Here is a 20,934-nt window from a genome sequence, read left to right as displayed (position 1 = left end):
CCATAACAATGTTGTGAAATAACGATATTACGTCCTTCTAATTGTTCTTCGTTAAATTCTGAAATATGCTTAGATTTACTATTTACAGGTAGTTCTAACATTTGATTAAAATCACAATCAAATAAATAGCCATCCCAACTAATTGAGAGCGTATTTGTACACATTACGTTAGCAACAGCAGCTGGATTGTAAGCTTCAACAAGTGAGTACATATAATCTTCATAGTTTTCTGAAGCAATTAAATAATCCAGAAAACGTGCTATTGGTAAATTGGTAATAGCAAAAAGATTGTGAAATTCAATTCCAAAATCTTCCATTAACGCTTTTTTAAAATCTTTTTCCATTGCAGATTGATCTCCTGGTAAAAATGCTCCGGATGGGTTATACACCAAGTCTAACCGCAAGTCGCTATCTGGCATTCCGTAACCAACAGCATTGAGTTCTTGTAGTGCTTTTATTGATTTATCGAAAACACCATCTCCACGTTGTTTGTCTGTTTTTCCTTTTGTCCAGTGTGGCATTGAGCTTACGACATGAACGTTATGTTTTTTGAAAAACTCCGGCAAATCATAATATTTTTTGTTGGCTCTAATAATCGTTAGGTTAGAACGTACAATAAAATCTTTGACCCCAACTTTGGATGCTTCTTCAACGAACCATCTAAAATCTGGATTCATTTCTGGCGCTCCTCCAGTTAAGTCTAAAGTATGTGCTCCAGAAGTTTTTATAACTTCCAAGCACTGTCTCATTGTATCACGTGTCATGATTTCTTTCCGGTCTGGACCAGCATCAACATGGCAATGATCACAAACTTGGTTGCACATGTAACCAACATTGATTTGAAGAATTTCTAACTTTTTAGCTGTAAGCGGAAATTGACTCGTCTCAGAAATTTTAGTTTTGAATGTTGGTAATTCTCCGTTTTGAAAAATACCATTAGATAAAATGTCGAGCTGTTTGTTACTCTGAGCTAAATCGCTTCCTTTTTTTTGTAGGGATTGGGTCTTTAATTTCGTCATTTACTATTAACCGTCTAATTTATTTACTTTATTCATCATTTGGACACCATGCACTAAGGTTGCACCACTTTTTATAGCAGCACCAACATGAATGGCTTCCATCATTTCTTCTTTTGTCACACCACGTTGTAAACCATCTTTTGTGTAAGCATCTATACAATAAGGACACTGCTCAGTATGGGCAACAGCTAAAGCAATTAAAGATTTTTCACGAGCTGTAAGTGCGCCTTCCTCAAAAACTTTCCCGTAGTATTCAAAGAATTTGTTACCTAATTCTTCTCCCCATTCGGTGATTTTACTAAACTTTCTAAGGTCTGCAGGATCGTAATATGTTTTTGACATGTTGATTTTTCTAAGGGTTATCTTATTTACGTAATAATTATGTATCGGGTTTTTAAGTCGCTATTTTTTATCAAACTTAACAGAAAATTTAGGAGAATACTAATTTTTTTTTATCGCAAAAATGAAATATGGTTTGCACTAAAAAAGGCTTACTTTTAAATTCTCTTTTAATCAAGAATGAAGAATTGGATTGAATTATTATCAGAATTTAAAGAAAAGCAACAAGCTGTGGCACTTGTTACTGTGACAAAATGTTATGGGTCAACACCTTGTGTTCTTGGTTCTCGAATGATAATTACCGAAAACAATGAGCTCTTTGGAACTATTGGAGGCGGTAAATTAGAATATTTAGCTATTGGACAAGCCTCGAAGGCTTTGCGCGACAATAAAATAATTGAATCTGGCTATACTTTAGGGCCAGAGTTTGAGCAATGCTGTGGAGGAAAAGTAGAATTTATAATAGAACCGATGAACCAATCACCAGAATTATTTTTATTTGGAGCTGGACATATTGGGCAAGAAATCGTGAAATTGCTCATCGCGACACCATTTAAAGTGACCCTTATTGATTCTCGAAAGAATTGGTTTGAAGAAAAACAATTAGACGATAGTATCAATCAATGCGAGGTTAGTGAAATAGATTTTAAAACGTTTAGAGATGCTGTGCGCTGGGGACGAAGTTGTTACGTTCTAGTATTGACTCATAACCATGCCATCGATTTTGATATCATATCAATGGCCTTAAAAGAAGATACTAAATTTTTGGGTCTAATAGGCAGTAAGACAAAAAAAGTACGCTTTAATAATATGCTTATTAATGACATGGGGATTGAAGAAGGAATGAGTAATGTTGTGTGTCCAATTGGTTTGCCAATAGGTGGAGACACACCAAAAGAAATTGCGATAAGCGTTGTTGCACAATTACTGCAAGTGCATTATAAAAATGAAGAATAACAAATCCATCATAGATAAATTAACTGCACTTTGGGCTTTAAACGAGTCTGGTCTCGGGGGTTTTTTACATGTTTTTAATACACCTTTTACGGGGTTAATTGTTGGCGGAATTGCCATTTTACTTATTAGCTTAATTGCGTATTATGCTGAAAATAAATGGCAAACTATTTTAAAAGCGTTACTCATTGTTTTGATTATAAAAATGGCTGTAAGTCCGTATTCGCCGTTTGGAGCTTATGTTGCTGTTAGTTTTCAGGGGCTTTTTGGAGCATTTTTGTTTACTCAGTTTTCATGGAAAGGAGTCACTTTGATGATTTTAGGAATGGCGACGTTTTTAGAGTCTGCAGTGCAGAAAATATTCATTCTTACGATCGTATATGGCGGCGGACTTTGGGAAGCTATTGATCTCTATGGTGCTTGGGTTCAGAAGAAAATGGAATTTGTTTCAGAGATGTCTACAACCTCTGTTTTAATAACTATCTATCTTTTGGTCTATGGCATTTGCGGGCTTCTAGCAGGACTGTTTATCAAGAGTATTATGAATATTATCGCGAATAAAAAAGAAGCTTCTTTTTATATAAAGACGGATAATTTAGATTCAGATAAGACCACATCAAAAGTGTCTTTTAAAACTAAAGCAATTTGGATTTGGTTAATTACGGTCGCAGTAATTGTTTTAGCATTTTCATTCTTTGGAGGTGATTTGTTCGGGTGGAAAAAAGGTATTTATATCGTGCTTCGTAGCTTCTTAATTTTAATGCTTTGGTATTTGATTATTGGTCCTTTACTATTGAAATTAATTCGAAAACACCTCAATAAAAAAGAATCACAATACAAAGAAGATATTACGAATGCGATGGATTTGTTTCCCTATTTTAGACAGATTATTTCATACACTTGGAAAGAGACTAAAGAGTTAAAAGGTTACACGCGATTTAAATATTTTATGGCAAATAGTATATCTAACTGTATTCATTTTAAAATGCCATCACAATGATTTATATACTAACAGGAGATATCCGAACAGGGAAAACAACAGCCCTGTTAAATTGGACAGATCAAAGAGATGAGGTTGATGGATGGTTATGTCCAGATAATGAAGACGGGAAACGTTATTTCTTGAATGTGAAATCCAAGGTGGAATTTGAACTTGAAATTGAATCTGAAGTTGATAGCACAAAAATTGTATCAATAGGGCCATTTAATTTTTTGAGATCTGCATTTAAAAAAGCAAATGATTACCTAATTTCTCTTACTTCGGACAATGAAAATCAATATATAATTGTAGATGAGTTGGGGAGATTAGAACTTAATAAAGAAGGTTTACACACTGCCGCTGAAGATCTAATCCCTAAATTTTTGAAGGATACTAAGCATCATTTAATTCTTGTGGTTCGCAGTTATTTATTGGATGATATTATTCATTTTTATAATATTTCTGAATATCAAACTTTAAAGAAAGAAGATTTAAGTGATCTGTTATTCTAAACTTGATGGGGAATGTATTTTGCAGATTTAAAGAGATTCCTGATTTCGCAGGAATTTGTCAACTAAATAAAGTCTCACTCATCGCGTAATAAATCGCCATTAAAGCAGAAAAAAGAGCACTTCCCATAAATCGCCATTTTAGTTTAAATCGGTTTTGAATGATATAATTCGCCACAAATGAAATTGGAATATTCACTATAAATGACCAAAAAGCAACTTCCATAAGATTAACACCAATAGCTTCAAATTGTCCAGAGAATAATTTGATAAACAGCAAATGTCTTGCAATCCATAACGGGTTAAAATATAAAATAGCTAAAACAGTTTTGGTTAACGTTGCTTTTAAACCCTTGATAGATTCTGTTTTTTTGACGATCCAATCAAAATAATTTGGTATTTCAAAAGCGTAAAAAGTGGCGCCAACGAACATCATGCCTAATACACGATACCAAGAGAATTCATCTAATAAAAGTGCAGCAATCGTGTCACCAGCGCTATAAATTACAGCGCCTTTGAGAATGTTTGATTTTTTATAATGCAGTGCGATATCCTTGTTTTATCCTGCAAGGCTTTTAAAACCTTGTAGGTATTCGTTCATATTATCTTATTTGACAAAAGATTAAATAAGGTTTTGTCAATATTTGTGCTTAACGTTCGTTTTTGGAAAACGCTAACCTAGGCTAGCTGTTTTGTCTAAAAAGCATACCTGCAAGCTCAAAAAGAGACTTCGCAAGAGACTTGTACTCTTATGTTTAATCTGCCTTTGTTGGTGTTTTTACCAACAGTCGTTCTGTATAATCAATGTTTTTTGGAGAAAAACATTAACAAAGGCAATTTTATTTTTCATACAAACTCATCAATACTTTTTCAGGAGTCATAGGTGCATGGAATTTCAATTGATGTTCAGGATTAAAGGCTTTAATCGCATTTTGAAGCGCGAAATAGGCGCCAATTCCATACATTAAGGGTGGTTCTCCAACAGCTTTTGATTTTAAAATAGCCATAGCATCACCATCTGTTTCTAAAGGAATCACCTCTACATACTTAGGTACAGAAAATATGTCTGGTATCTTATACGTTGATAGTGCGTTTGATAGCAAGCGTCCTTCATTATTATAGGCAATTTCTTCCATTGTCATCCAGCCAAGACCTTGTGCTAACGCTCCTTCTACTTGACCTAAGTCAATGCCTTCACTCATACTTTTTCCGTAGTCATGAACAATCTTAACACTATCAAATTCATAAGTTCCACGAGTACAATCTACAGTGGTTGTAATAATCGCTGTACCGTAAACATGATAGGCAAATGGATGTCCTTTTTCTTTAGTTTTATCAAAGTGAATCTCTGGTGTCGCATAATGAGCATTTTCAGTTAGAGCCACTCGTTTTAACATGGTCTTACTAACGAGATCTGTCCATGATAATTCTGATTTTTTTTCATTGATATACACGAATTCAGCTTTTAATTTGATGTCTTCTACGGAAACATTTAAATCTTCTGAAGCGACTTTTACCAATCGTTCTAACAATGTATTGCAAGCCATTAAGGTTGCTTTTCCATTTAAATCTGCAGTAGAACTCGCAGCCGAAGGTGACGTATTCGCAACTCTAGTCGTATTGGTGGTTTCAATTTTTATTTTTTCAATGGGAACCGAAAACACATCAGATGCAATTTGCATCATTTTCGTATTGACACCTTGTCCCATTTCGACAGCAGCTGTGCTAATTCCAATACTTCCGTCGAGATAAACATGAACTAAGGCACGCGCATGATTCATAGGCGTATTCGTAAATGAAATCCCAAAAGTAATTGGCATTAATGCCAATCCTTTTTTGAAAGTTGAGTTCGCCTTGTTGAATTCTTTTACATTGCGTTCTAAGGATTCAAGATTAAATATAGATTTTGCAGAATCCCAAGTGTTTTTAGATTCCACCTTTTTAGCAATTTGACCATAAGAGAACGTGTCGTTTTCATCTAATAAATTCACTTCTTGAATTTGTCTAGATGACACTCCAATTTCACTTGCGGCTCTAGCAATAGCAGATTCAATGACAAACATGCCTTGCGGTCCACCAAACCCTCGAAAGGCAGTGTTAGGTGGTAAGTTAGTTTTACAACTAAGAACCGTTGTTTTTACATTTGGGACATAATAACTATTGGTCGCATGAAACAAGGTTCGTTCAGCAATTGCAGGTGATAAATCTGCTGCAGCTCCAGAGTTTTGAAGAAATTCTGCTTCGTAAGCCAGTATTTTTAAATCTTTTGAGAGTCCAATTTTATAAGAACTTTCATAGGGATGGCGTTTGCCTGTCATTCGTAAATCGTCGTGGCGATTCAATATTAATTTCACTGACTGATTTAAATGATAGCTTGCCAAAGCAGCCATTACAGCCCAAGGTGTTGCTTGATCTTCTTTGCCTCCAAAGCCACCACCAAGACGTGTGACGTCCACTTCAATTTTATGCATTGCAACACCTAAAACTTGTGCTATTGTTTTTTGAACTGCAGTTGGGCCTTGAGTTGATGAGGTGATTTTTATGTTTCCGTTTTCTTGAGGTTCTGCATAGGCACCTTGAGTTTCAATGTAAAGATGTTCTTGTCCGTTTGAGAATGTTTCTCCTTCAAAGACATACGCGCAAGCTGCAAATGCTTTTTCAGAATTGCCTAAACTAAAAGAGCGCGGTGCATTGATAAAACTACCTTTAGCTTTAGCTTCTTTTGCAGTTGTTATCACTGGTAATTCTTCTATGTCTATTTCAATTAATGCTCTGGCTTTTCTTGCAATAAATTCAGATTTCGCAACAATTAAAGCAATTGGCATTCCCCAAAAATGAACTTCGTCTTCTGCAAACAAAAGTTCGTCTGGTATGATGCCTCCAATTTGGTTTGCTCCTGGAATATCTTTATAGGTGAAAATACGTTCAACTCCTTCTAAAGCTTCTGCTTTAGAATAATCGATGTATTTGATTTTCCCATGTGCTTTTGGGGAATCAAAAACAACGCCATGAAACGTCCCTTGTTTAATATTAATATCATCAACATATACCGACTCACCGCGAACATGAGTGAAAGAGTCCATGTTTTTGATACTTTGTTTTATAGACATGGAAACCGCCTCTAATTTAGAATCTAAGGTATTATTTGATTTTTGTTTATGCATACTGAACAAAGTCGTTTAATGTGAATTGCTTCGGAAATAACTCCATGAAATGCGCAAAGAATAATTGTCGAGCCAATAGGCTTTTGTAATCACTCGTGCCACGAACATCGCTTATTGGCGAAATTTCACTTTGTAATAGATCATTGGCTTCTAATATCGTTTCCGAAGAGAGCCTTTTTCCTGTTAAAAATTTTGAAGTCTCATGTAAATACTTAGGAATAGCAGCAACACCACCAATCGATACGTGTGCTTTTGAAATTATATTGTTTTCTACGGAAATATAAATCGCAGAGTTGACACTTGCAATATCTAAATGGGTTCGCTTACAGACTTTCTCGAAATTGAAAAATGATTGCATAGGCGGTAATTTGAAGCTAATAGCTTTTAATAATTCACCGTCTTTTAAATCATAAGTTTTGTAGCCTTGATAAAAGTGTTTGAGTGCTTTTTTCCTTTCTTTTCCTTCGGGATCTAAAATAATGACATCACTATTAAGTGCTAAAAAGAAAATCGTCATATCTCCAATAGGAGAGGCATTAACCAAATTACCACCAAAAGAAGCCATATTTCTAATTTGCTCTGAAGACACTAATTTTAAATGTTCTTTTAACTTTGGAAAACAGGTGTTTAGTTCACTGTGATTCCATAAATCTGAAACCGTAGAATTGGTCCCTATTGTGCACACATCGTTTTCAATACTGATACCTTTTAAATAATTTTTATCTGCAATAAGATGTACCGAATTATCTACTAAATGGTCGGCTTGTTGTACATATAAATCTGTTCCGCCAGAGACATATTTTCCTTTAGGTTGATTGATATCTTTAGCTTCTAAATCTTTTAATCGTTCAGGAATTGTTGCAAAATATTTAGGTATAAATTCGTTTTCAATCAGCCAATTGAATGAGTAATCTTCCGTTTTGTCTTTTAAATTAGAAACAACTTGATGTGCCGCTTTTTCGATAGCTTTGTACCCTGTACATCTGCAAATATTACCACCAATAGCGTCTAATGCATTGCTGTAGTTTTTTTCAGAATTGGACAATGCAAAACCTGTAAGTGATACGACGAAACCTGGTGTGCAAAACCCACATTGAGTTGCATAATTTGCTTTCATGGCTTCTTGCTGAGCAGTGAGTTTATCTTTTAGATTTGTGCCTTCAATGCTAACAATGTGCTTGCCATGCGCATTTCCGAGGGGAGAAATACAAGAGGTGATACTTTGGTATTGGATCACATCATTTTCTACGGTGCCAACAAGAATTGTGCAGGCGCCACAATCGCCTTCACGACAACCAATTTTGGTTCCTGTAAGACGTTGTTCGTAGCGTACAAAATCCAATAAGGTCATCCCAGAATGTTCTGACGTTTTTATGGTTTTGTTATTTAGGATGAAGGTTATCATCTGCTAATACTCAGTTTTATCCATTTTTTTAGTCCATTCTTGGAAAGGTTCTAATGCGATTTCACGAGCTAATTGCTCAAATGGGATGCTTCTTTCTGAATAAGGCAAGGGGATTTCTTTGTAAATGAATTCATCATCAAAGCCAATATTTGCTGCATCTACTTGGTTACTTCCGTAATACACTTTATCTGGTCGAGCCCAATAAATAGCACCTAAACACATAGGGCAAGGTTCACAAGACGTATAAATTTCGCAACCGTTTAACTGAAAAGAATCTAAGTTTTTACAAGCATCTCTAATAGCTGTAACTTCGGCATGTGCTGTTGGATCATTGGTAGACGTAACTTTATTATTACCTCTACCAACAATGTTCCCATCTTTTACGACGACACAACCAAAAGGGCCACCTTCGTTGTTATTCATTCCTTTGAGAGCAGCATTTACTGCTTCTTTCATGAATTGTTCTTTATTTGTCATATATAATTATTTGAGTTGGGTTTGTATATTGAATGTAAGATATTAAATTCAAAACTAATAGGATAGATTGATTTAAACTAAGAACGCTTGAAATTTATAACACTTAAAATGAATAGCCAATTGCAAAATTAAGTACAGGCTGATCAAACTGAAAATCAAATCGCTGGCCTTCTTCTAAGGATGGATCGTGAAAAGGTGCAGCTAAGTTAAAACGTATTACAAAATCCTGTATGTCAACTCGTAAGCCAAGCCCTGTTCCCATCCCTAATGCATTAATAAAATTTGAAGTGAATGTATCATTACCGTTGAAAGCAGGATTGGCTTTTGAATTCCATACATTTCCTGCGTCAACAAAAAGTGCACCCTTAAAAAAGGAGTAGATAGGAAACCGATATTCTACGTTAGCCTCTAATCTAATGTTCCCAGTTTGGTCAAAAAATGTTCCATCGCTATTGGCATCAGTTCCTTCATCGTATGTTCCAGGACCTAAAGAACGAATTCTAAAAGCTCTTACACTACAAGGTCCTCCAGAGAAGTATTGTTTTGCAAATGGAAGAACCTCAGAGTTTCCATAGGCTACTCCATGACCTGCAAATAATCTTGCGGCAATAGTTCGTTGTTTATCTTTTTCGAAGTTGAAATGAAATCGTACGTCTACATCTGCTTTGGCATATTCAGCGTATTCAAGTCCTAAAAATGTTTTGGTGAACCTGTCGTGTTTTCTCCGCTTGCAAATTGCGTTTCATAACCAATATTTGTACTCAGATTAAGGGTTTCTCCACCTTTAAAAAGATTTTTGTTACTGCAGGTGAATGCGAGGTTTGGTCCTGCAAAGTTATTAGATTTTGTAACTGCTTGTAACTCTGCTCTAAAAGTACGTTTTATTAAAGGGGATAAGAAAATATTAGCTTCGAGTACACCCAAACTATCGGTTAGAAGAGAATCAATTTCTTTGTATTGAATATTCACATATTTATATGCACCAATGTCTGACAAGTGTCTGGATGTGTTTTTTGAAATTTGCGGACTGTAATAATCACCTTCCTCAATAGTGATGAATTTGTCTAAATGTTTTGATTTGAAAAATAACGAACCTTGATGATAACTTTTTAAATTGAATCGCTCTTCTTAAACCGTTATTGAATCTTGTAAATCATAATCTGGTTATACACTAACACGCTAAATTTGATACGAAACGGTTGCTTTCTTCGGAATGTGTGCTTCGAGTTTGCCTATTTGAAACCTACTATCAATTCCCGTAACTGCATTATTAAACAAAATATAAACAGTACTAAAATTGAGCTTGCCAATCAATAATGGGAGAGAAGTAGAACGGGTGTCTACAGCAACTGATGTCGCTTTAGCCCAAACAAAAGCATCAAGCAGAAATTGGAAATTATATCGATAAATACTGTCTTTTCGTATGACATTCGCACGCAAACCGTCCCAATCTACAGTGTCAACACCGACAGCTTCGCCATTGACGATTTTCCATAATGGAATGTTCGCCTCCAGTGATTTTGAATAGACTAATGTAGCGCCTTTTTTATCTTCTAATATAGAGGCCATCGAGTTGTAAATCGTCATCAAAAGGCTTGAATAGTTTGTCTATAACGACTTTCTTATGAGTTTTGTTGGAGGCGCAGTTTATTGCCTCATTAATAATAATATGTTATCCCCAAAGACTTCTCGCAAATGGAATAATTATGGTTCAGTCCAGGAGTAAACTTCTAATAATAATTAATTAAGCGAAGTTATTAAGTTGCTTCTAGTAGTCATTTAGTGCAATTAAGAATATTAATTTTTTAGTCAAATTGACCTTTAAAATATTTGAAAAGCGTTAGTTTACACTTTAGTGTTTAAAATCTATTTATGCTGTATTATATTATCTTTATTGCTCTTTTGTTCTTTATTATTTATGCATTTTTTAAAATGTATTCAAAAAAGACCAAACAATTTCCTTCACATTGGCATATTATCCTAGCTAAGGAAGTAGCGTTTTATGAGACTCTAGATTCTAATGAGCAAAAACGTTTTCAAAACAGAATGATGCAGTTTTTAGGTGAAGTTTATATTGATAGTGTTGGTTTTGAAATTGAAGAATTAGATAAAATTTTAATCGCTTCGAGTGCTGTTATACCTGTGTTTGGATTTAAAGATTGGCATTATCCAACGGTCACAGGTATTATCATTTATCCAGATAATTTCAACGAAGATTTTCAGTTTTCAGATAAGGATGGATCAAAACAAATTGCAGGAGTCGTGGGAACAGGTCGCCTAGAGAAAAAAATGATTTTATCTCGAAAGGCTTTGCATCACGGATTCAAGAATTCAAATGATAAGCGCAATACGGCTATTCATGAATTTGTGCATCTCATTGATAAAATGGACGATAATGTCGATGGGGTTCCCGAAGTCTTGATGCAAAACACATATGCGATTCCATGGATGAAACTAGTACATGATGAGATGGAAGCCATCAACAATGATACATCAGATATTAGAGCTTATGGAGGCACACAACAAGCTGAATTTTTTGCGGTGGCATCAGAGTACTTTTTTGAAAGTCCAAAACTAATGAAACGCAAGCATCCGCAATTATATAAGATGATGTCTGATTGTTTTAGGGTTACTTTTTAAATTAGGCATTAGGCATTAGGCATTAGGCATTAGGCATTAGGCATTAGGCACTTCAAATTTTATTTTCTTCAGAAATTTTAAACCTTCAAACCAGTCTTATGTTTAATTAAATATTTCAAAAAGGGTTGCTTGGTCAATATTTGTCCAGTTGCTGCTTTTATGGCGTTAGCCAAAGCGCCTCCAGCTGGTGGTAATCCTGGTTCGCCTAACCCTGTTGGTGAGAGATCATTTTCTACAAAGTAAGTGTTGACTGTAGGTGTTTCTTTCATCCTAATCAAACGATAAGTATTAAAGTTAACATCTTGAGGTTTTCCGTTTTTAAACGTGAAATCACCATACATCGCATGACCAATGCCGTCAATAACACCACCTTCAATTTGATTTTTTGCACCAGTTGGGTTGACGACGATTCCGCAATCTACCGCAACAGTTACTTTTTCAATGATTGGCAACCCATTTTTGAGTGTAATATCAACGACTTCTGCGACATGCGTATTGTGACTATAGTACGCAGAGAATCCTTGATGAACTCCCTCTTTTGTATTTCCCCAATTACTTTTTTCGGCAGCTAATTTAATGGTGTCTGTCATTCGCTTCGCGGAATATTGAATATTAGGATCTTCACCATCTTTGACGTTTTTAAGCAAGTCTAAACGCAGTTGTACTGGATTTGTTTCAAGAAGATCTGCAAGTTCATCAAAAAAACTTTGCTCAGCAAATGCCAGAAAGTTGGTGTAAGGCGCTCGCCAAGCACCTGTTGTAATATTGCTTTGGTAATTTCCAGATTCTACTTTATAATTTTTAATGGCTCCAGCAGGAAAGAAATGTGGTATTAGTCCATACATGTTCGAGTTAATAGCAGCTTCTTTTAAATGATAACCTGTCACTTTCTTGTCTTTTATTGAAGCAGCAATTCTATAGGAAATAGCAGGTCGATAAACACCTAATGACATGTCGTCTTCTCTGGTGGAAATCAACTTAACAGGTTTTTTGATCTTATTTGAAATTTCTGCTACTTCATAAACAAAATCCCCATAGAGGCGCCTTCCAAAACCACCACCCATACGGGTCATATTCACATGGATATCTTCAAGATTACGATTTAATAATGAAGCCACAACCTTCGCTGCTGCTTCGGGAGTTTGTATAGGTCCGACTAAATGTACTCTTTCATTTGTAACATCAGCGAAAAAATTCATGGGTTCCATGCAGTTGTGAGGAAGAAAAGGTGATTTGTAAGTACGTTCTAAAACTTTGTCAGCTTCAGCAAATGCCTTCTTGATATTACCATCTTCACGCCTTGTATCTAGATTTTTACCATCTAAAATTTTGACGAGTTCGTCGTTATGCATTTCAGTACTCTCAGTTAAAGAATCCTCTTTCCATATGGCTTTTAAGGCTTTTTTACCCTTTATCACATCCCAAGTGGTTTTTCCAATTACTACGACTTTATCTGTTTTACTTAATTGTACACTCCAATGCGCAGATGGATCAAAACTATCTTGATTTAAATAGTTTCTTGCTTGTTCTCCAATAGTAATTACATCGACAACGCCAGGTAAGGCTTTGGCTTCAGAACTATCATATGATTCTAAAATTTGCCCAAAAGCAGGAGGTCGCAGTACAGAAGCATACAACATTCCATCAACTTTATAATCTAAACCAAATAAGGATGCACCTGTGATTATTTCTCCAACATCTACGTTAAGAGCATCTTTTCCTATGATTTTATAGTCTTTGCTTTCTTTTAAAGTTACATTTTCAGGGACTTCAAGATGTGCAGCTTCATTGACCACATCGCCATAACCAAGCTCGTCACCATTAGCATTTTTTATAATGCCTAGTGATGCTGAGCACGACGATGGATCAACATTCCATTTTATAGCTGCTGCATTAATAAGCATTTGTTTTGCTGTTGCTCCTGTTTGACGAAGAGCATCCCAGCCAAATCTAATTGACTGACTTCCACCAGCAACTTGTCTTGTGAAGTTATTGGTATCTAAAATACCTTGTTCAACAGAAGCATGTTTCCATGGCACGTCAAGTTCTTCAGCAATGATCATTGGCATTGACGTTTTTACACCTTGTCCAATTTCAGGATTAGGAGAGAATATGGTGACGTATCCATTTTCAGCAATTTTTATAAATGCATTAAAATCTTTAAAGTTTAATTTTGAAATGTCTACTGGTGGAGTTGCAGTTTCGGAACAAGATATCAAAAAATTGAATCCAATTAAAAGTCCGCCAGAGGCTAGGGCAGAAGTGCGAAGAAAATTACGTCTGCTAAAAGTTAATTTGTTTTGATTTCCCATGATTATTTAGCTTAAGACATTTTTTTCGCAGCTAGAGCTACTGCTTTTTCTATTCGGTTATAACTTGCACATCTACATAGATTACCATTCATGGCATTTCTTATCTCTTTGTTATTTGGGTTTGGGTTTTGCTTCAAAAACGATGTAGCTGTCATAATTTGACCAGCTTGACAATAACCACATTGCGGAACGTCTAGCTCTTTCCAAGCCTCTTGTACTGGATGTAACTTGTCCTTAGCGAGCCCTTCTATGGTTGTAATATTGGCACCATCCAAACTAGCTATAGGAATGGAGCAGCTTCTTACAGCAGTGTCATCAAGATGCACAGTGCAAGCACCACATTGAGCTATGCCGCATCCAAATTTAGTGCCTACCAAATTAAGTTCATCTCGAAGTACCCAAAGTAAAGGTGTGTCTTCATCAACAGTTACGCTAACTGCTTTTCCGTTTATCTTTAGATTATAACTTGCCATAGCCAAAATATGTTTATATAAAGTTAAAGAATATTTGCTTTAAATGAACTGTGAGTTAACTTTTTATAGTGAATTCAGGAAATTTTGATACTCTTCTTGAGTGTCTATATCAATTAATTTTTCACTATTAATAGAAATGACTTGGGTTTTGTATGCGTTTAGAAAGTCTTTTGCGCCTTTATCGCCTCTTAGTTGCTGAAGTTGTTTAAAAAATAGCTTCGGAAAAATAGCTGGTACACCCGTATTATTTAAATATTTTGATGCAGAAATTTTAGTTGGATTTTTTTCGAAAGAAGTTACTAACATATTGAGATAATTGTAATCTACTTTAGGTTGGTCACCCAGCATAATTAAAACCGCATCAAAATGTTTGTCCTCAATATAATTGATACCTTCAACAATACTAGAGCTTAACCCTTCTTCATGTTTATCGTTAGGTATTGTTTCAATATCATATTGTGATATGGAGTTATAAATTGTTTTAGCATGAGCACCTAGAACACAAAAGACTTTATTTGAATTCGATTTTAGGGCACTTTCAATGCTTACACCTAAAAGGGTGGTGTCGCCAACGGGTAATAGCTGTTTTGCAGTTCCCATTCTAGTTGAACTTCCTGCACTGAGAATTACTAGGGCTATATTCATTTTTTAAGAGGCGTAGTTCCCTAAGTATTTAGTTTTTATAATTTGATCAACAGGTGTGTTATTTATTTTACTCTCCAACCAAGAAATAACATCCAAATATAAAAAGGCACGTCTTTCAAAAGGATGGTCTTCATACTGTTTGAGAGTTGCATGTAATTCTTTAAAAGCCTTTTTAAGTTCGTGTGGGTAGATATCTTGTAATCCTTTAATGAATTTAATCATCTCTTTTTGAACTTCATGAAGATCATTCATCTTAATCAGAAACTTATAAGTGCTTCTAAGTAAAGTTTCTAAGTGGTAGTCCAACCCTGCTTCGTAATGCGCTACAAGATTTAAAACTCTTGAGAAACATAATAAATCTTCACGCATTGACAGTGATTTATTTGAAATAATCTTATCTAAGTATTTTATACATTCTTTATTGTTTCCTGCTCCAAAATGGATACTGGCAAATTTGTAGTAAAACACCATTTTATGGTGATCGTCAATTTTATTTTGAAAGCGGATTAAGTCTTTTTCTATCTTCGGAATCAAATCTAAACCATCCTTGAAACTTCCATCGATAAAGTGCTTGTTGATTTCGTGAAAATTTAAATACAAGAAGATTAGTGTTTGCGTATTTTCATCCTTCGGAAAAGATTTGTCTTCAACTTTCAATTTTAGATTTGAAAGAAGCGCTACGAATTTTGGTTTATTTCTAATAAAAAAGATGGCCTCTAATAAATAATTATTCCCTTTCAAGAAAAATACAGGATTTAATTGAATCATATTAGGGTATTCTTCAAATAAATCAACCCATTTGGAAGCATACTTATAGCAATTTTTGAAATCTTGAAGGAGGAAGCTATACCATAAATGCGCATTATACAACCATAGTTTTTCCCTAAAACCTAGATTTTGAATCTTATATTTAGGCAATCTTGCTTTAAAGTAAGCTGTTACCTCTTGGCTCTCTTCTTCGCTTTTTACATATCCTGTTTTTAAAATAATACTGTACAACTGTAGCGATAAGTTAGATAGCTTGCTCGCTGTAACATTAAGACTGCTCAACTCTTTTGCTTGAATCGTTAGTTCATCTGCTCGGGTATTTATGCTTCTTGTGATGTATTGTGCTTCAATTATTTTTTCGAGTTCTACAATTTCAAAAGCAAGATTTTTTTCTTCATTTATAATAGCAACATCTTTAGCTTTATCTAAAATTTTTAAACTCTGCTTATATAAGCCTTTATGATACAAAATTGAAGCAAAGTCGAGTTGTTCTCTTATTTGAGAACGTATGTTTTGATGAGAAGGATTTAGTTTTAAACTAACTAGAATTTGTTTGTATAAGTGTGCCTTTACATTAGCTAACTGCAGCTTTTTTACAATTCCACTTTTTAAAATGATAGTTTCATCATATACTTGAGCCTTATCAAGCAGATTGAAAAGATTTAAGAATTTAGAATCAGAATTTACGTCAAGACGTCCAACATACAACTTAAATTGTCGTTTTTCAGATTTAGTTAAGGATTTAACTAATAGAAATAAATTATCTTTTTGACCCTTCGTCATCAATAAGTTTTTTGTTTAACTATTTGTCTTTCAGTAGTTAAATGAGTGTTTTGTGTTTTGAACATCGTAAAATTCATTTAATAGGCATGTGTAATTACAAGTTGAAAATATACATTCGATAGAGAATACGAAAATATATTTTGATAAATGTCAGATAATAACATAAAAATCTTCGATACAACGTTACGCGACGGTGAGCAGGTTCCAGGGTGTAAACTAAATACAGAACAAAAAGTGGTCATTGCAGAGCAACTAGATAAGTTAGGTGTAGATGTGATAGAAGCAGGTTTTCCTGTGTCTAGTCCAGGTGATTTTAAATCGGTTCAGGCTATTTCTAAAATTGTAAAAAATGCAACAGTTTGCGGATTGACAAGAGCTGTAAAAAACGATATAAAGGTAGCTGCGGAAGCCTTGAGATATGCATCCAAACCAAGAATACATACTGGAATAGGAACGTCAGACTCTCATATTATTCACAAATTTAGAACGAACAGAGTCGATATTATACAGCGCGCTTTTGATGCCGTGACATATGCGAAATCATTTGTTGAAGATGTAGAGTTTTATGCTGAAGATGCTGGAAGAACAGAAAACGAATATTTAGCAAGAGTTTGTGAAGCAGCAATCAAAGCAGGAGCAACAGTGTTGAACATTCCTGATACGACAGGGTACTGTTTGCCGAGTGAATATGGTGCTAAAATAAAGTACCTAAAAGAACATGTAAAAGGCATTGAGAAAGCAATTTTATCATGTCATTGCCATAATGATTTAGGACTAGCGACAGCAAATTCTATTGAAGGTGTTATCAATGGGGCTAGGCAAATAGAATGTACTATTAATGGAATAGGGGAACGTGCAGGAAATACTGCTTTAGAAGAAGTGGTGATGGTATTAAAACAACATCCATATCTTAATTTAGATACTAATATTAAAACTGAAATGCTCTACGGAATGAGCCAATTAGTATCTGATAGTATGGGGATTTATACGCAGCCAAATAAGGCTATTGTTGGTGCTAATGCATTTGCTCACAGCTCTGGAATTCATCAGGACGGAATGATTAAAAACCGTGGAACTTACGAAATAATTAACCCTAAAGATGTCGGTGTTACAGAGTCTGCAATTGTGTTGACAGCCAGAAGCGGTAGAGCGGCATTGGCTTATAGAGCAAAGAATGTTGGTTATGAATTAACCAAACTTCAATTAGATGATGTGTATGCCAACTTCTTAAGTTTTGCAGATAGGAAAAAAGAAATCAATGATGGAGATATCCATCAAATTATAGAAACTAGTAAGGTGTATAGACAAATTATTTCAGCATAAATGGGGAAAACATTATTTGATAAAGTCTGGGATTCACATGTGGTCAGTACAATACAAGATGGCCCACAGATTCTGTATATAGACACCCATTTAATACATGAGGTCACAAGTCCTCAGGCTTTTAATGAATTAGAAGATCGTGGAATTCCAGTGCTAAGACCAGAGCAAATTGTAGCAACTGCAGATCATAATACACCAACACAAAATCAAGACCAACCTATAGCCGATGAATTATCAAGAAAACAGTTGGAGCAACTTTCAGAAAATTGCAAAAAAAATAATATTATATTATACGCCTTAGGCCATAAATACAACGGAATAGTCCATGTAATGGCTCCAGAGTTAGGTGTTACACAGCCAGGCAAAACAATGGTTTGTGGAGATAGTCACACCTCAACACATGGCGCATTCGGAGCCATTGCATTTGGCATAGGAACAAGTCAAGTAGCACAAGTTTTTGCGAGTCAGTGCTTATTACTTACCAAGCCAAAAAGTTTAAGAGTTACGGTTAATGGCAGCTTAAAGAACAGCGTCTTACCAAAAGATATCATTCTTTACATTATTTCAAAACTCGGTACTAATTCTGGTACAGGTTATTTCTGTGAATATGCAGGTAATGTGTTTGAAGACATGAGTATGGAGGGACGTATGACAGTTTGTAATATGAGTATCGAGATGGGAGCAAGAGGTGGAATGATTGCTCCAGATCAAACCACTTTTGATTATGTAGAAGGACGAGAGTTTGCTCCAAAAGGAGAGGTTTTTCAAAATAAAGTAGCCTATTGGAAAACCTTGCCAACAGACAAAGATGCTCAATTTGATAAAGAATATTATTTTGAAGCTGAAGATATTGAGCCTATGCTTACCTACGGAACGAATCCAGGAATGGGAATTAAAATCTCAGAATTTATTCCAGAAGTTAGTGATGCTTCTTTTGAAAAATCACTGAAGTATATGAACTTCAAAAAAGGAGAATCTCTTATCAATAAACGAATTAATTTTGTGTTTATAGGTAGCTGTACGAATTCTAGAATTGAAGATTTTAGAGTTGCAGCTAATTATATAAAAGGGAAGCAAAAAGCTCATAATGTAACTGCTTGGTTAGTTCCGGGGAGTAAGCAGGTAGAAGCACAAATTATAGAGGAAGGCTTGAAGTCTATTTTTGAAGACGCTGGTTTTGAATTACGTCAACCTGGTTGTAGCGCATGTTTGGCTATGAATGATGATAAAATTCCGCAGGGTGAGTATTGTGTGTCCACTTCTAACAGGAATTTTGAAGGACGTCAAGGTCAAGGGTCTAGAACTATATTGGCGAGTCCGTTAGTTGCAGCAGCAACAGCCGTTGAAGGAAAAATAATTGACATTACTAAACAATTAAACTAATGGAAAAGTTCACAACAATACAATCTAGAGCCATTCCATTACCAACTGAGAATGTCGATACAGACCAAATTATACCAGCACGTTTTTTAAAAGCTACAGATCGCAGAGGTTTTGGTGAAAATGTATTTAGAGATTGGAGATATCACAGAGATGGCTCAGTCAATTCAGATTTCGTGCTTAACAATTCAAAATATAGAGGAAATATATTAGTGGCTGGCGATAACTTTGGATGTGGATCAAGCAGAGAACATGCTGCATGGGCCATTATAGATTTTGGTTTTAAAGTGGTGGTATCAAGCTTTTTTGCAGATATTTTTAAAGGTAATGCCTTAAATAACGGGTTATTGCCTGTTCAAGTTTCAGACTCATTTTTGAAAGCGTTATTAACTCAAATTGAGAGTCATCCAGAGACAATTCTTGAGGTTAATCTTGAGAATCAAACTATTTTAGCGAACAATTTGGGTTTGTCAGCACATTTCGATATTGACCCTTATAAGAAATCATGTATGCTTAACGGTTATGATGATATTGATTATCTCGTAAATAACATAAAATTAATTGAAGCTTTTGAAGCTCAAAAAACATACTAATAATAAATAAATCGAAAGTCAGGTGAGATCCCTGCTTTCGTAGGAAACATATGAAATTAGAAATTGCAGTATTGCCAGGTGACGGTATTGGTCCAGAAGTTACAGATCAAGCCATAAAGGTTTTAAAAGCTATTGCTTTAGAATTTGATCATATGTTTAAATTTAGAACAGCAGATGTGGGCGCTGTTGCTATTGATAATTATGGCGTTCCTTTGCCAGAGCAGACCTTGACATTGTGTGCCTCTAGCGATGCTATTTTATTTGGGGCGATTGGTCATCCTAAATATGATAATGATCCATCTGCAAAAGTTCGTCCAGAGCAAGGACTACTCAAATTGAGAAAAGAGCTTGGGCTATTTGCTAATATAAGACCAGTAAAAGCATATGATACGCTCCTAGATAAGTCACCTTTAAAACGGCATATTATTGAAGGCGTTGATATTAGTATCTATCGTGAATTGACGGGGGGTATTTACTTCGGAAAAAAAGAATTGAGTGAAGATGGTAATATGGCATCAGATTTATGTCAATATTCACGAGAGGAGATTGAACGAATTACGCATTTAGCATTTGAAGCTGCTCAGAGTAGGAGAGGTAAGGTGACACTTGTTGATAAGGCTAATGTTTTAGAGACTTCGAGATTATGGCGAAAAGTGGTGACTGAGATTGCTAAGCAATATAACGATGTAGAATTAGATTTCTTATTTGTAGACAATGCAGCAATGCAAATGATTTTGAATCCTAAACAATTTGATGTTATCTTAACCGAAAATATGTTTGGAGATATCATTAGTGATGAGGCGAGTGTGATAGGAGGATCAATAGGTTTATTAGCATCAGCTTCTGTAGGAAAAAAGCATGCGATGTTTGAGCCTATTCATGGTTCCTTCCCGCAGGCAACCAATAAAGGAATTGCCAATCCAATTGCTTCTATTTTGTCTGCAGCTATGCTACTGGAGCATTTTGAATTATTAAATGAAGCACAAATGATAAGAATAGCTGTGGAGAAATCTTTAAAATTGCATATTTCAACACCAGATATTAATTCAAAATATGATACTATCTCTACGAGTAAAGTAGGTGATTTTATAGCTGATTTTATTCATAATCCTGGAGACACTAATATGAATTTTAATAATATTCATGTCGGGCAGTCAACAATAATATAACT

General features: G+C 35.1%; 19 protein-coding genes and 1 pseudogene. 8 read left to right on the top strand and 12 right to left on the bottom strand.

All coding sequences use genetic code 11. The features are described 5' to 3' along the window. Together arsS and ACJAZK_RS10110 are read right to left on the bottom strand one after the other, a co-directional pair. Nucleotides 1–1,019 (bottom strand): arsenosugar biosynthesis radical SAM (seleno)protein ArsS (gene arsS, locus ACJAZK_RS10115; RefSeq protein WP_415223843.1); only part of this gene is annotated, 1,019 nt, incomplete at its 3' end. A 6-nt stretch (nucleotides 1,020–1,025) separates the two neighbouring features. After that, entirely contained in the window at nucleotides 1,026–1,361 is a 336-nt protein-coding gene (locus ACJAZK_RS10110; RefSeq protein ID WP_047550776.1) for an arsenosugar biosynthesis-associated peroxidase-like protein, read from the bottom strand. A 177-nt stretch (nucleotides 1,362–1,538) separates the two neighbouring features. Here ACJAZK_RS10110 and xdhC point away from each other — a divergent pair, with 177 nt between their 5' ends. Genes xdhC through ACJAZK_RS10095 form a run of 3 tightly spaced genes read left to right on the top strand, consistent with a single transcriptional unit; the run spans nucleotide 1,539 to nucleotide 3,803 of the window. Then, nucleotides 1,539–2,315 carry a xanthine dehydrogenase accessory protein XdhC gene (xdhC, locus tag ACJAZK_RS10105; RefSeq protein ID WP_415223842.1) on the top strand — a complete coding sequence of 259 codons (777 nt, stop codon included), beginning with the start codon at nucleotides 1,539–1,541 and terminating at the stop codon, nucleotides 2,313–2,315. Beyond that, nucleotides 2,305–3,312: a hypothetical protein gene (locus tag ACJAZK_RS10100; protein ID WP_415223841.1), complete on the top strand. Its 1,008-nt coding sequence runs from the start codon at nucleotides 2,305–2,307 to the stop codon at nucleotides 3,310–3,312. The genes xdhC and ACJAZK_RS10100 overlap by 11 nt, the downstream gene beginning before the upstream one ends. Continuing rightward, on the top strand, nucleotides 3,309–3,803 hold the full coding sequence (locus ACJAZK_RS10095) for a nucleoside-triphosphatase (protein ID WP_415223840.1): 495 nt from the start codon (nucleotides 3,309–3,311) through the stop codon (nucleotides 3,801–3,803). Before ACJAZK_RS10100 ends, ACJAZK_RS10095 begins: the two co-directional genes overlap by 4 nt. A 58-nt stretch (nucleotides 3,804–3,861) precedes the next feature. Here the strand turns inward: ACJAZK_RS10095 and ACJAZK_RS10090 are convergent, their stop codons facing one another. The 6 genes and pseudogenes from ACJAZK_RS10090 to ACJAZK_RS10065 form a co-directional block, all read right to left on the bottom strand. Then, entirely contained in the window at nucleotides 3,862–4,236 is a 375-nt protein-coding gene (locus ACJAZK_RS10090) for a hypothetical protein (protein ID WP_415223839.1), read from the bottom strand. A gap of 403 nt (nucleotides 4,237–4,639) precedes the next feature. Continuing rightward, a complete protein-coding gene (locus ACJAZK_RS10085) occupies nucleotides 4,640–6,964 on the bottom strand; it encodes a xanthine dehydrogenase molybdopterin binding subunit (protein ID WP_415223838.1) in 2,325 nt (774 codons plus the stop codon). Then, a complete protein-coding gene (locus ACJAZK_RS10080; protein WP_415223837.1) occupies nucleotides 6,957–8,369 on the bottom strand; it encodes an FAD binding domain-containing protein in 1,413 nt (470 codons plus the stop codon). Before ACJAZK_RS10080 ends, ACJAZK_RS10085 begins: the two co-directional genes overlap by 8 nt. 3 nt (nucleotides 8,370–8,372) lie before the next feature. After that, the gene (locus ACJAZK_RS10075; protein WP_415223836.1) at nucleotides 8,373–8,846 is read right to left on the bottom strand and encodes a nucleoside deaminase; all 474 of its coding nucleotides are present in this window, start codon (nucleotides 8,844–8,846) and stop codon (nucleotides 8,373–8,375) included. Between the two features lie 103 nt (nucleotides 8,847–8,949). Further along, nucleotides 8,950–9,968: pseudogene (locus ACJAZK_RS10070) on the bottom strand (BamA/TamA family outer membrane protein); the annotation flags it as partial. A 57-nt stretch (nucleotides 9,969–10,025) separates the two neighbouring features. Then, nucleotides 10,026–10,433: a hypothetical protein gene (locus tag ACJAZK_RS10065; protein WP_415223835.1), complete on the bottom strand. Its 408-nt coding sequence runs from the start codon at nucleotides 10,431–10,433 to the stop codon at nucleotides 10,026–10,028. A gap of 345 nt (nucleotides 10,434–10,778) precedes the next feature. Between ACJAZK_RS10065 and ACJAZK_RS10060 the strand changes: the two genes are divergently transcribed. Next, the gene (locus ACJAZK_RS10060) at nucleotides 10,779–11,486 is read left to right on the top strand and encodes a zinc-dependent peptidase (protein WP_415223834.1); all 708 of its coding nucleotides are present in this window, start codon (nucleotides 10,779–10,781) and stop codon (nucleotides 11,484–11,486) included. A 77-nt stretch (nucleotides 11,487–11,563) separates the two neighbouring features. On the opposite strand, the gene ACJAZK_RS10055 is transcribed toward ACJAZK_RS10060, so the two are convergent. The 4 genes from ACJAZK_RS10055 to ACJAZK_RS10040 all read right to left on the bottom strand — a co-directional run bounded on the left by ACJAZK_RS10055 (nucleotide 11,564) and on the right by ACJAZK_RS10040 (nucleotide 16,467). Continuing rightward, nucleotides 11,564–13,798, bottom strand: coding sequence for a molybdopterin cofactor-binding domain-containing protein (locus tag ACJAZK_RS10055; protein ID WP_415223833.1), 2,235 nt, complete (start codon nucleotides 13,796–13,798; stop codon nucleotides 11,564–11,566). Between the two features lie 11 nt (nucleotides 13,799–13,809). Then, nucleotides 13,810–14,271, bottom strand: a complete 462-nt coding sequence (locus ACJAZK_RS10050) for a (2Fe-2S)-binding protein (RefSeq protein ID WP_415223832.1) — start codon at nucleotides 14,269–14,271, stop codon at nucleotides 13,810–13,812. Nucleotides 14,272–14,334: 63 nt separating this feature from the next. After that, complete coding sequence (locus ACJAZK_RS10045) at nucleotides 14,335–14,916, bottom strand: nucleotidyltransferase family protein (RefSeq protein ID WP_415223831.1); 582 nt, start codon at nucleotides 14,914–14,916, stop codon at nucleotides 14,335–14,337. A gap of 3 nt (nucleotides 14,917–14,919) precedes the next feature. Continuing rightward, nucleotides 14,920–16,467 carry a hypothetical protein gene (locus ACJAZK_RS10040; RefSeq protein WP_028871474.1) on the bottom strand — a complete coding sequence of 516 codons (1,548 nt, stop codon included), beginning with the start codon at nucleotides 16,465–16,467 and terminating at the stop codon, nucleotides 14,920–14,922. A gap of 147 nt (nucleotides 16,468–16,614) precedes the next feature. Between ACJAZK_RS10040 and ACJAZK_RS10035 the strand changes: the two genes are divergently transcribed. Genes ACJAZK_RS10035 through leuB form a run of 4 tightly spaced genes read left to right on the top strand, consistent with a single transcriptional unit; the run spans nucleotide 16,615 to nucleotide 20,932 of the window. After that, complete coding sequence (locus ACJAZK_RS10035) at nucleotides 16,615–17,790, top strand: 2-isopropylmalate synthase (protein ID WP_415223830.1); 1,176 nt, start codon at nucleotides 16,615–16,617, stop codon at nucleotides 17,788–17,790. After that, nucleotides 17,791–19,173, top strand: a complete 1,383-nt coding sequence (gene leuC / locus ACJAZK_RS10030) for a 3-isopropylmalate dehydratase large subunit (protein ID WP_415223829.1) — start codon at nucleotides 17,791–17,793, stop codon at nucleotides 19,171–19,173. After that, nucleotides 19,173–19,763 (top strand): 3-isopropylmalate dehydratase small subunit, encoded by a 591-nt coding sequence (leuD, locus tag ACJAZK_RS10025; protein ID WP_415223828.1) that lies wholly within the window; start codon nucleotides 19,173–19,175, stop codon nucleotides 19,761–19,763. Before leuC ends, leuD begins: the two co-directional genes overlap by 1 nt. A 50-nt stretch (nucleotides 19,764–19,813) precedes the next feature. Beyond that, entirely contained in the window at nucleotides 19,814–20,932 is a 1,119-nt protein-coding gene (gene leuB, locus ACJAZK_RS10020) for a 3-isopropylmalate dehydrogenase (RefSeq protein WP_415223827.1), read from the top strand. Nucleotides 20,933–20,934 lie beyond the last annotated feature (2 nt).

Origin of the sequence: Psychroserpens sp. (genome assembly GCF_047633235.1) — a bacterium.
Lineage (GTDB): Bacteria > Bacteroidota > Bacteroidia > Flavobacteriales > Flavobacteriaceae > Psychroserpens.
This window is presented reverse-complemented; position numbering and strand designations above follow the sequence as displayed.

What these genes read in the sequence shown, in the direction of transcription:
- ACJAZK_RS10110 (WP_047550776.1), bottom strand. Translation starts at nt 1,361, where the DNA reads ATGTCAAAAACATATTACGATCCTGCAGACCTTAGAAAGTTTAGTAAA.
- xdhC (WP_415223842.1), top strand. Translation starts at nt 1,539, where the DNA reads ATGAAGAATTGGATTGAATTATTATCAGAATTTAAAGAAAAGCAACAA.
- ACJAZK_RS10100 (WP_415223841.1), top strand. Translation starts at nt 2,305, where the DNA reads ATGAAGAATAACAAATCCATCATAGATAAATTAACTGCACTTTGGGCT.
- ACJAZK_RS10095 (WP_415223840.1), top strand. Translation starts at nt 3,309, where the DNA reads ATGATTTATATACTAACAGGAGATATCCGAACAGGGAAAACAACAGCC.
- ACJAZK_RS10090 (WP_415223839.1), bottom strand. Translation starts at nt 4,236, where the DNA reads ATGATGTTCGTTGGCGCCACTTTTTACGCTTTTGAAATACCAAATTAT.
- ACJAZK_RS10085 (WP_415223838.1), bottom strand. Translation starts at nt 6,964, where the DNA reads ATGCATAAACAAAAATCAAATAATACCTTAGATTCTAAATTAGAGGCG.
- ACJAZK_RS10080 (WP_415223837.1), bottom strand. Translation starts at nt 8,369, where the DNA reads ATGATAACCTTCATCCTAAATAACAAAACCATAAAAACGTCAGAACAT.
- ACJAZK_RS10075 (WP_415223836.1), bottom strand. Translation starts at nt 8,846, where the DNA reads ATGACAAATAAAGAACAATTCATGAAAGAAGCAGTAAATGCTGCTCTC.
- ACJAZK_RS10065 (WP_415223835.1), bottom strand. Translation starts at nt 10,433, where the DNA reads ATGACGATTTACAACTCGATGGCCTCTATATTAGAAGATAAAAAAGGC.
- ACJAZK_RS10060 (WP_415223834.1), top strand. Translation starts at nt 10,779, where the DNA reads ATGTATTCAAAAAAGACCAAACAATTTCCTTCACATTGGCATATTATC.
- ACJAZK_RS10055 (WP_415223833.1), bottom strand. Translation starts at nt 13,798, where the DNA reads ATGGGAAATCAAAACAAATTAACTTTTAGCAGACGTAATTTTCTTCGC.
- ACJAZK_RS10050 (WP_415223832.1), bottom strand. Translation starts at nt 14,271, where the DNA reads ATGGCAAGTTATAATCTAAAGATAAACGGAAAAGCAGTTAGCGTAACT.
- ACJAZK_RS10045 (WP_415223831.1), bottom strand. Translation starts at nt 14,916, where the DNA reads ATGAATATAGCCCTAGTAATTCTCAGTGCAGGAAGTTCAACTAGAATG.
- ACJAZK_RS10040 (WP_028871474.1), bottom strand. Translation starts at nt 16,467, where the DNA reads ATGACGAAGGGTCAAAAAGATAATTTATTTCTATTAGTTAAATCCTTA.
- ACJAZK_RS10035 (WP_415223830.1), top strand. Translation starts at nt 16,615, where the DNA reads ATGTCAGATAATAACATAAAAATCTTCGATACAACGTTACGCGACGGT.
- leuC (WP_415223829.1), top strand. Translation starts at nt 17,791, where the DNA reads ATGGGGAAAACATTATTTGATAAAGTCTGGGATTCACATGTGGTCAGT.
- leuD (WP_415223828.1), top strand. Translation starts at nt 19,173, where the DNA reads ATGGAAAAGTTCACAACAATACAATCTAGAGCCATTCCATTACCAACT.
- leuB (WP_415223827.1), top strand. Translation starts at nt 19,814, where the DNA reads ATGAAATTAGAAATTGCAGTATTGCCAGGTGACGGTATTGGTCCAGAA.